This window comes from Arenimonas donghaensis DSM 18148 = HO3-R19 (assembly GCF_000743535.1).
Classification (GTDB): Bacteria; Pseudomonadota; Gammaproteobacteria; order Xanthomonadales; family Xanthomonadaceae; genus Arenimonas; species Arenimonas donghaensis.
The window spans coordinates 109172-116469 of the sequence record NZ_AVCJ01000002.1 but is presented as its reverse complement, the minus strand read 5'-3'; the positions used below and the strand labels follow the sequence as shown (position 1 = coordinate 116469).

Here is a 7298-nt window from a genome sequence, read left to right as displayed (position 1 = left end):
GTTAGACATCGGACGGGGGATCCGACCCATATGAAGATCGGGTCATACAAACTACTTTGGCGCACTCTTATCTTCTCTCAGTTCGCACTTGGCCTGATCGTTGCAGCTGGCGTGTCCCTTTCGAGCGTGTTCGATGCTTCGTCTATTCCTGATTCGCTAGTCGATGTGGCTCGCTTCTTCACGGCATATTGGTGGCTTTTGTTACTGGCCAGTTTTGCCGCATTCTTCTTACTAAGCACTACCCTTATTCTTTTCAATTCTGAGCTAGCTTGGTGGGGTCGAATGTCATGGGCTCTGCTGGGACTATTTTTTCCATTTGGCGGTGTCGTGTACTGGGTTGATTGCGTAGAGCGGAGCGATATTTCTCTTCGCCACCGGTCGACCCGCATTGCATCGGGAATCATTGGCGCCTACCTCCTTCTATTCGGCGTGTCGTCGATTCTCTGGCCTGATGGATGGCTGCTTCTCGCCGCCGAGATCGCCCTGGGTGCAGCATCAATCGTAGTTGGCTTGTGGCTTCTGCCACACGCTTTCGGGCTTGGAGGCTTGCATCGGCATCGCCAGCCGCCAACAGCCGATGTCTAACCAATCATTCAAGCCGACGCGCCTCCGGCACGCGGCTTAACTCAAGGCGTTAGGCCCAATGCCCGTGCTTCGCAAATGCCCTGGTTGCAGCGTTCCTGGGATCTCGCCAAGTTGGCTCGGCTTTACGCGGCGTGAGAAGTGCCGCTCGTGCGGTGCTGCCGTTAGAGTGCATTGGGTATTCGAGACCATCTACACATTGCTGGCAGTGCCAGCATTGGCACTATTCGGCCTTTACAGCTTCTCCGTACCCGCCCCTATCGCCGCCATCGTTTTGGCCTACGCGCTAGTTGCCGGGGCTGTATTTCTTGCCCTAGGCTTCCTCGGTCCGCTGCAGGTTAAGGACAAGTGATGCAGATTCTCGGGCCTAACCAATCATTCAAGCCGACGCCTTCGGCGCGGCTTAACTCAAGGCGTTAGGCCCGGAATGAGACAACTCGACCTCTTGCCAAAGAGATTGCAGGACCTCTCGATTTCATCTCGCGAGATCGTGCTTCCCCAGAATGCTGCACTGGAGGCGATTGACTTTCTTGAGGGTCAGGGGATTCATATTCTTGGCTGGGAGGGGTGGGTCAAAGGAGAGGACGGCCGCGTCGGCCACGGCTCGGCCCCACAAGGAACCGTCAGTCTCGACAAGCTGTCTATCCGCGAGGCCGCCCAGCTCTGCCGAGAGACAATTCCAACCGATGCCGCTCAATGGCTACATGACAATCCAGGCACTACCGATGTGCTGCATTTCTGCATTACGGTTCGGGCCTAACCAATCATTCAAGCCGACGCCTTCGGCGCGGCTTAACTCACGGTGTTAGCCCCAGATGCGGTACATCGTCGCTATTGCATTATTGATGTTGGCGCCCGTCGATGCTTCGGCGAAGAAGTGCATCGCTCGCTTCTTTGAGGTATCAGGCACGGTCATAGGCCTAGATGGCCAGCCGGCCTCGGGAGCAATTGTTGGCGTTTCCTGGGAAGTCGCCGCCACCCCAAAAGGTCCGGCACTCGCCTCAACTAACGACCAGGGAGAGTTCTTAATCCCGGTACGCATTGCACCCCACGAATGTGGTCCACGCACCATCAAATTCACCGTTAGTGCGTATACGTCTTCACACTACGCGCAATCTGAGACCGTCCGTACGGTTCCCGGCACCAGCGCGGTTGCTGTCCCTCCACTTCGGATTGCCTCGGAGATCCACCGGTCTCCAGTCTGGCCGGATGAGGCCGGGGGCTAACCAATCATTCAAGCCGACGCCTTCGGCGCGGCTTAACTCAAGGCGTTAGGGCTCACTGATGCTTCATCGGATCATCGAGTTCTTTACCCATCGTCGACCGCATGTGCGCGAGCACAGCGCGGCTTGGGACGCTGCCATTCAAGTCGGGCCGGATGGGCTAACCCCCTTCCAACACTCAGCAGCTCAGGCCCTCCGTGATGCCGTTCCTGGTGCGCTGCTCCAACGAGGCGGAGCCGATGAGATCTATTTGGTCGGCTCGCTTCCCGGCGGGCGCGGAACCGTCTATATCTACGAGGATCAGGCCGAGGTAATTGGGGGCGATACGCACTTCTCGGGAGAGCACTATGACTTCGATGCCCCAGCAAAACTGGTTGCCGAGTTCATTGCCGCGGCCCGGGGGCGGCGTGAGCCCTAACTATTCATTCAAGCCGACGCCTTCGGCGCGGCTTAGATCAACGTGTTAGGCGTCACAGGAGAGAGCGCAGTGGATGATGCATCTTTGCGGGCGACCAAGGGCTTGACGGTTGCCGTTTGGGCTGTCGCACTTGGGCTTCTAGCTCTTACTATCGCAGTCCTTTATTGGGCGCTTCTTGGGCCACCTGCCGCCACCATTGCCGGCAAGTCCGAACAATCTGGAACGGCGGGGCTACCGTATGACATTCTCTCTGGGCTTGAAGATCAGAACTCGTTCCACGATCTGCCAATTGAAGTACAGATCGCTGGGGCCTCCTTGATTCTTTTGACGGAGAACATCGAGGAAGACGGAAAGCTTAGAAGTACGGTTACGGAAGTACTGCTGGAGCGCCCTGGCACGGTTAGCTACTACAAGGTAGGGGATAGTTTTGGTCGTTCGGGTCAGCCCCTGCGGCCCAATATGTCCTATGGTGATGGCGAAATAGTGTTCTTCACTGGTTCGCCAGCGCAGATGCGCTACTCCGCCGCGCACGCGGACGGCCGCCTCCGCACTCTCGGCGGTGTTTCGATCGAGCACATCAGGCAGCTCATCGCCAAAAACGGTGGCGCCTAACGAATCATTCAAGCCGACGCGCCTCCGGCACGCGGCTTAGCACAAGGTGTTAGGCCTCGGACGAATACTCTCGCAGTTGCGTTTCTTGGCCTAGGTGGCTGCGCTGCAGCGCCGGACCCGCCAGCTCCCCTTCCCACGCACGCCGCGTCAGGACAATGGATCATTTGGCACGAGAAGTCTGATCGCTCGCTTCGAGACGTTGGGGGTTGTAGCGAAGGCTGGGCCCGCCGCCAGCTCAACGGCATCGGTGCCCACTCGGCTTGGCCCAGGCACCCGGCTCCGGATAGTCGTGAGACCTACGTCTGGTGTAGCGCGGGGGCCAGGGCAGACGTTCCGCCCAGCGGCCAGACGGGGGCGCGAAATTTTCTCGGCCCTGGGCGGGCTTGGGGTCTTGCAGCTCCGAGGCTTCGGGGCTAGCGTCGCCTAACCATTCATTCAAGCCAGCGTGCCTTGGGCACGAGGCCCAACTCACGTGTTGGGCGTCGGATTCTGGGGGCCACGCATGAGTCTCTGCAAGAGCCAAATATGACGAAGCATTCTCCTTTGCTGTTCGCTTTAGCAGCGATCTTCTGTCTGCTGGGACAGCAAGTAGCCGCCGCGAAGAGTAGCGCCGCATCCCCATCTGGACATCAACTGACTCAAGCAGTTGAACTGCTGGATGGCTATCGTGGCGATAGTTCAAGCCTGGAGAGGGCAAAAGCGATCTTGGACGGGATCCTTCAAAAGGACCCAGGCAATGCTCCCGCGCATCGAGAGATTGCTCGTTATCACATAATGCGAGGACACCTCGGTTACCTCAGTTTCATGCCTGGTTCGCTGGAAGCCGCCGAAGCTTCGTTGAAGAAGGCTATTGAAGTCGATCCTAGCTATGCAGAAGCATACGTTTTGGCCGGCCATCTCTATCGGCTCATGAAGCGACCAATCGAGGCCAAGGCTGCATTGTCCAAAGCAGATGCTCTTGGTAGTCGGGACCCGTGGCTCCAGAACAATTGGGCAGACATCCTGATTGACGAGGGCAGGCTTGAAGAAGCCGCTCAACGCTATAAGAATGTGGTTGAGAGCGGAACCGAAAACAGGAGGGCCATGGTTGCGGCTTTCGAAGGGCTCACGCGGTACTACAAGCGTACGGGTAGCCTCGATGAAGCTGACTCCATCTACAGGAAGAAGATTGCATACGATCCGGAAAGCGCCTGGAACTACGGAAACTATGCGAATTTCCTGTTGTGCGTGCGGGATGATTTCGAGGGCGCTTTGGAGCAGGCGAACCATGCGTTGCAAATAATGAACTATGGCGCTGGCCGCCGCGCACTTGCTGCCGCCCTTTACAGAAAGTGGGCCGATCAGATCATGAACGGAGACACCGCTGGCGCACAGATGTCCATAGCAGATGCTTCAGCGATTGAACCAGGGTCGCCATTGGAGATTGTTGCGTCAGTATGCGGTAGCGGTCGGCCGCTCAATGCAGTCAGTGATGCCGAGAAAAGAGTAGCCCGTTCGCGCAGCTGATTGCCCTAAGCACAACCGCCTGCGCATCCAGCCCACTACCTGCACCTTACGCGCCGATGCCTACGGAGGCCTGTCTGTTTCGGGCGCCCCGGCTATTTCCTGCATTCGATCTTTGGTATCGGACAGCCTGGAGAGTACGGCGGCAAGCCGTCTGTGCTGTGTTGCGTCGAGAGAATCTCGATACGTGCGGTCTTTGACACCCACTTGCTAGGTTTGCCGTGACAGGTATCGGTTGCCGGGTATCCGTCCAATGGGCGCTGGAGGCCTAACCGATTCTCCAAGCCGACGCCTTTCGGGGCGACTTAACTCAGGCCTTGGCCGCTGATGGGGACAGCAATGCGTCTGGCAGGTCGAATCACTGACTGGAACGATGAAAAGGGTTTTGGTTTCGTTGTGCCCAACGGCGGCGGCGATCGTGCGTTCGTCCACGTCAACGAATTCCAACGCGGATCAAGGCGTCCGGTGTCGGGGGACCTGATCTCCTACTTACCCACCACCGACCAACGCGGGAGGCTCAAGGCCAGGCAGATTCGGCACGCTGGCCAGAAGGTGGCGGTGCCGCGTTCGCCATCGCGGGTGCCTCGCGCGGCGCTAGGGATTGCCGCGCTTGCTCTTTGCACAGCGCTCGCCCTATTTCGCGTAATTCCCTTCCTGCTTCTGGTTGCGATCGCGGGCCTGAGCCTATTGGCTTACCTCATGTACTGGGTGGATAAGTCCGCCGCCCAGCGAGGCGGGCAGCGAACTCCGGAGAGTACTTTGCACCTGGTTTCACTGGCCGGAGGGTGGCCTGGTGCGCTGGTAGCCCAGCAACATTTTCGCCACAAGACCATCAAGCAGTCTTTCCAGTCGGTCTTTTGGGGCACCGTCTTCCTGAACGTGCTTGCAGTCACGTGGCTCGTCAAGTCAGGCGTCGCGGCCGAGCTGGCACGGTCGCTCAGCGGCTGACGATTCGCCCAAGCCGACGCCGCCACCCGGCGCGGCTTGCCCCAGGCGCCAGGCCTCGGGTATCTGCGCCTTCCAGGAAGACTGCCGGGGCCAGCGCCCGGGGCCCCGTCGTCCGAGTTGCTAATTCCTGTCAACGATTCCGGCGTGGGCTGGCTCCTGGCGCCGGTACCCGGTTGAGACAATCGCGGTTCGCGCCCTGGCAGGCACCGGCCCCGCCGTGATGCCTGGGCCCAGCCCTGCGCAAGCCCCCCGCCTGGACATTTGTGCGCCGGCCTGTCCCATGCGGTCACGCTGAACCGTGAACCCACCCTTCCAGTCGATCCGCCTCCCTTGGGCGCGGCTGGGCTTGGGCGCCCGGTGCCGCAATCCCGCAGACCAACCTGAAGAATCACGACTCGAGGAATTTCCATGAACGACAAGGTCACCCTACGACCGGGCAAGCCCGAAGATGCCCAGCAGTGCGCTGCAATCTGTTTCGACGCTTTCAAGACGATCTCTGAAAAGCACAACTTCCCGCGCGACTTCCCCTCGACCGAAGTCGCTGCCGACTTCCTGGCGAGCCTGCTGGCGAACCCCGGCTTCCATTCGGTGGTTGCGGAAATCGACGGCGTGGTCGTCGGTAGCAATTTCCTCGACGAGCGATCGGCCGTGGCTGGCGTGGGTCCGATCACGATCGACCCTGCCGTGCAGGATCGTTCGGTCGGACGTCTGCTGATGCAGAACGTGCTGGACCGGGCCCAGGAGAAGGGGTTTCCGGGCGTCCGGCTGTGCCAGGCGACCTATCACAATCGTTCGCTGTCGCTTTACAGCAAGCTGGGGTTCGAAGTGCGCGAGCCACTGTCCACGATGCAGGGCGCGCCGTTGAACGCAAGGATTCCCGGTTACACCGTGCGCCCCGCCACATTGCAGGACCTGGACGCCTGCAACCAGGTCTGCATGCGAGTCCACGGCCATCACCGCTACGGTGAACTGCTCGGCGCGATCCAGCAAGGCACGGCGACGGTGGTCGAGCACGCAGGGCGCATCACCGGCTATGCCACGGCGATTGCGTTTTTCGGCCACGCCGTTGGCGAAACGAATGAGTCGCTCAAGGCTCTCATCGGGGCGGCGCCAGCGTTCCTGGGGCCTGGCTTCCTGCTGCCCAGCCGCAACGGGGATCTCTTTCGTTGGTGCCTGGCCCATGGGCTTCGCGTGGTCCAGCCGATGACCCTGATGAGCGTCGGACTCTACAACGAGCCCACCGGCGCGTTCCTTCCCTCGGTTCTTTACTGACCTTGTCCCCGGTTGGGGGCGCGCGAGGTATTGCCTGCGTCTTCGAATACGAGGACCATCCCCGTCAGCCCCGGCAATTGCACTTGTTGGGCGTTGTCCAGCGGCCTGCCGGCTGACTCGCTTGAGCCTGCACGCCGCCCCCTGCCCCAGCCCGAGGCGGATCCATGTCCATCGATCTGATCTACCCGTCCCTGTACGAGGCCTTGTCGCTGGCCGACGCCTCTTTGCAGCTATGGATATCAATCACCTTCATGCTCATGCTCGGAGGCACGGTCAGGACCATGTGGTTCGTGCGTGCGGCCCGACGCGATTCCGAGGAGCAGTGAGCCATGAAGACCGAAACCGGAAGCTGCCACTGCGGTGCGGTTAAGTTCGAGGTGGATCTCGAGGACGGCTACCAGAACGTGCGCCGGTGCAACTGCTCCCTTTGCAGCCGCAAGGGCGCGATCATGGCGGGCGTGCCGCTGGACCGCCTGCGCGTGACCAAGGGTGAGGACAAGCTCTCGCTCTACCAGTGGAACACCCGTATCGCCAAGCATTATTTCTGCAGCGTTTGCGGCATCTACACCCATCACCAGCGGCGAAGCGTTCCCACCGAATACGGATTCAACGTGGCCTGCATCCATGGCGTGGACCTGGCCGCCATCGGTCCGGTCGGGGCCAGCAATGGCGCCAGCCAATCCCTGGCACCGGCCGACCCGGTGCCGGAACAATAGGCCCCGGGTGTACGTGGCGGAGAA

Annotated in this window: 9 protein-coding genes; all 9 read left to right on the top strand. The window is 60.1% G+C overall.

Going from position 1 to position 7298, the window contains the following annotated elements; genetic code table 11:
- The coding region (locus tag N788_RS14565) for an LTA synthase family protein (protein WP_211250676.1) at window positions 1–585 on the top strand (585 nt) is incomplete at its 5' end.
- Window positions 586–1009: 424 nt separating this feature from the next.
- A complete protein-coding gene (locus N788_RS14560) occupies window positions 1010–1342 on the top strand; it encodes a hypothetical protein (RefSeq protein WP_152560353.1) in 333 nt (110 codons plus the stop codon).
- Between the two features lie 524 nt (window positions 1343–1866).
- A complete protein-coding gene (locus N788_RS14555) occupies window positions 1867–2223 on the top strand; it encodes a hypothetical protein (protein WP_152560352.1) in 357 nt (118 codons plus the stop codon).
- A 69-nt stretch (window positions 2224–2292) separates the two neighbouring features.
- Entirely contained in the window at window positions 2293–2835 is a 543-nt protein-coding gene (locus N788_RS14550) for a hypothetical protein (protein WP_152560351.1), read from the top strand.
- 525 nt (window positions 2836–3360) lie between these two features.
- The gene (locus tag N788_RS14545; protein WP_152560350.1) at window positions 3361–4341 is read left to right on the top strand and encodes a tetratricopeptide repeat protein; all 981 of its coding nucleotides are present in this window, start codon (window positions 3361–3363) and stop codon (window positions 4339–4341) included.
- A gap of 336 nt (window positions 4342–4677) precedes the next feature.
- A complete protein-coding gene (locus N788_RS15030; protein ID WP_034220844.1) occupies window positions 4678–5286 on the top strand; it encodes a DUF1294 domain-containing protein in 609 nt (202 codons plus the stop codon).
- A gap of 408 nt (window positions 5287–5694) precedes the next feature.
- Entirely contained in the window at window positions 5695–6558 is an 864-nt protein-coding gene (locus N788_RS03185) for a GNAT family N-acetyltransferase (RefSeq protein ID WP_051924306.1), read from the top strand.
- 164 nt (window positions 6559–6722) lie between these two features.
- Window positions 6723–6884 (top strand): hypothetical protein, encoded by a 162-nt coding sequence (locus N788_RS14805; protein ID WP_160171904.1) that lies wholly within the window; start codon window positions 6723–6725, stop codon window positions 6882–6884.
- Window positions 6885–6887: 3 nt separating this feature from the next.
- Window positions 6888–7274 (top strand): GFA family protein, encoded by a 387-nt coding sequence (locus N788_RS03180; RefSeq protein WP_034220841.1) that lies wholly within the window; start codon window positions 6888–6890, stop codon window positions 7272–7274.
- Window positions 7275–7298: the final 24 nt, after the last annotated feature.

Coding starts and splice junctions, on each gene's coding strand:
- N788_RS14545 (WP_152560350.1), top strand. CDS start 3,361: ATGACGAAGCATTCTCCTTTGCTGTTCGCTTTAGCAGCGATCTTCTGT.
- N788_RS03180 (WP_034220841.1), top strand. CDS start 6,888: ATGAAGACCGAAACCGGAAGCTGCCACTGCGGTGCGGTTAAGTTCGAG.
- N788_RS15030 (WP_034220844.1), top strand. CDS start 4,678: ATGCGTCTGGCAGGTCGAATCACTGACTGGAACGATGAAAAGGGTTTT.
- N788_RS14555 (WP_152560352.1), top strand. CDS start 1,867: ATGCTTCATCGGATCATCGAGTTCTTTACCCATCGTCGACCGCATGTG.
- N788_RS14805 (WP_160171904.1), top strand. CDS start 6,723: ATGTCCATCGATCTGATCTACCCGTCCCTGTACGAGGCCTTGTCGCTG.
- N788_RS14560 (WP_152560353.1), top strand. CDS start 1,010: ATGAGACAACTCGACCTCTTGCCAAAGAGATTGCAGGACCTCTCGATT.
- N788_RS03185 (WP_051924306.1), top strand. CDS start 5,695: ATGAACGACAAGGTCACCCTACGACCGGGCAAGCCCGAAGATGCCCAG.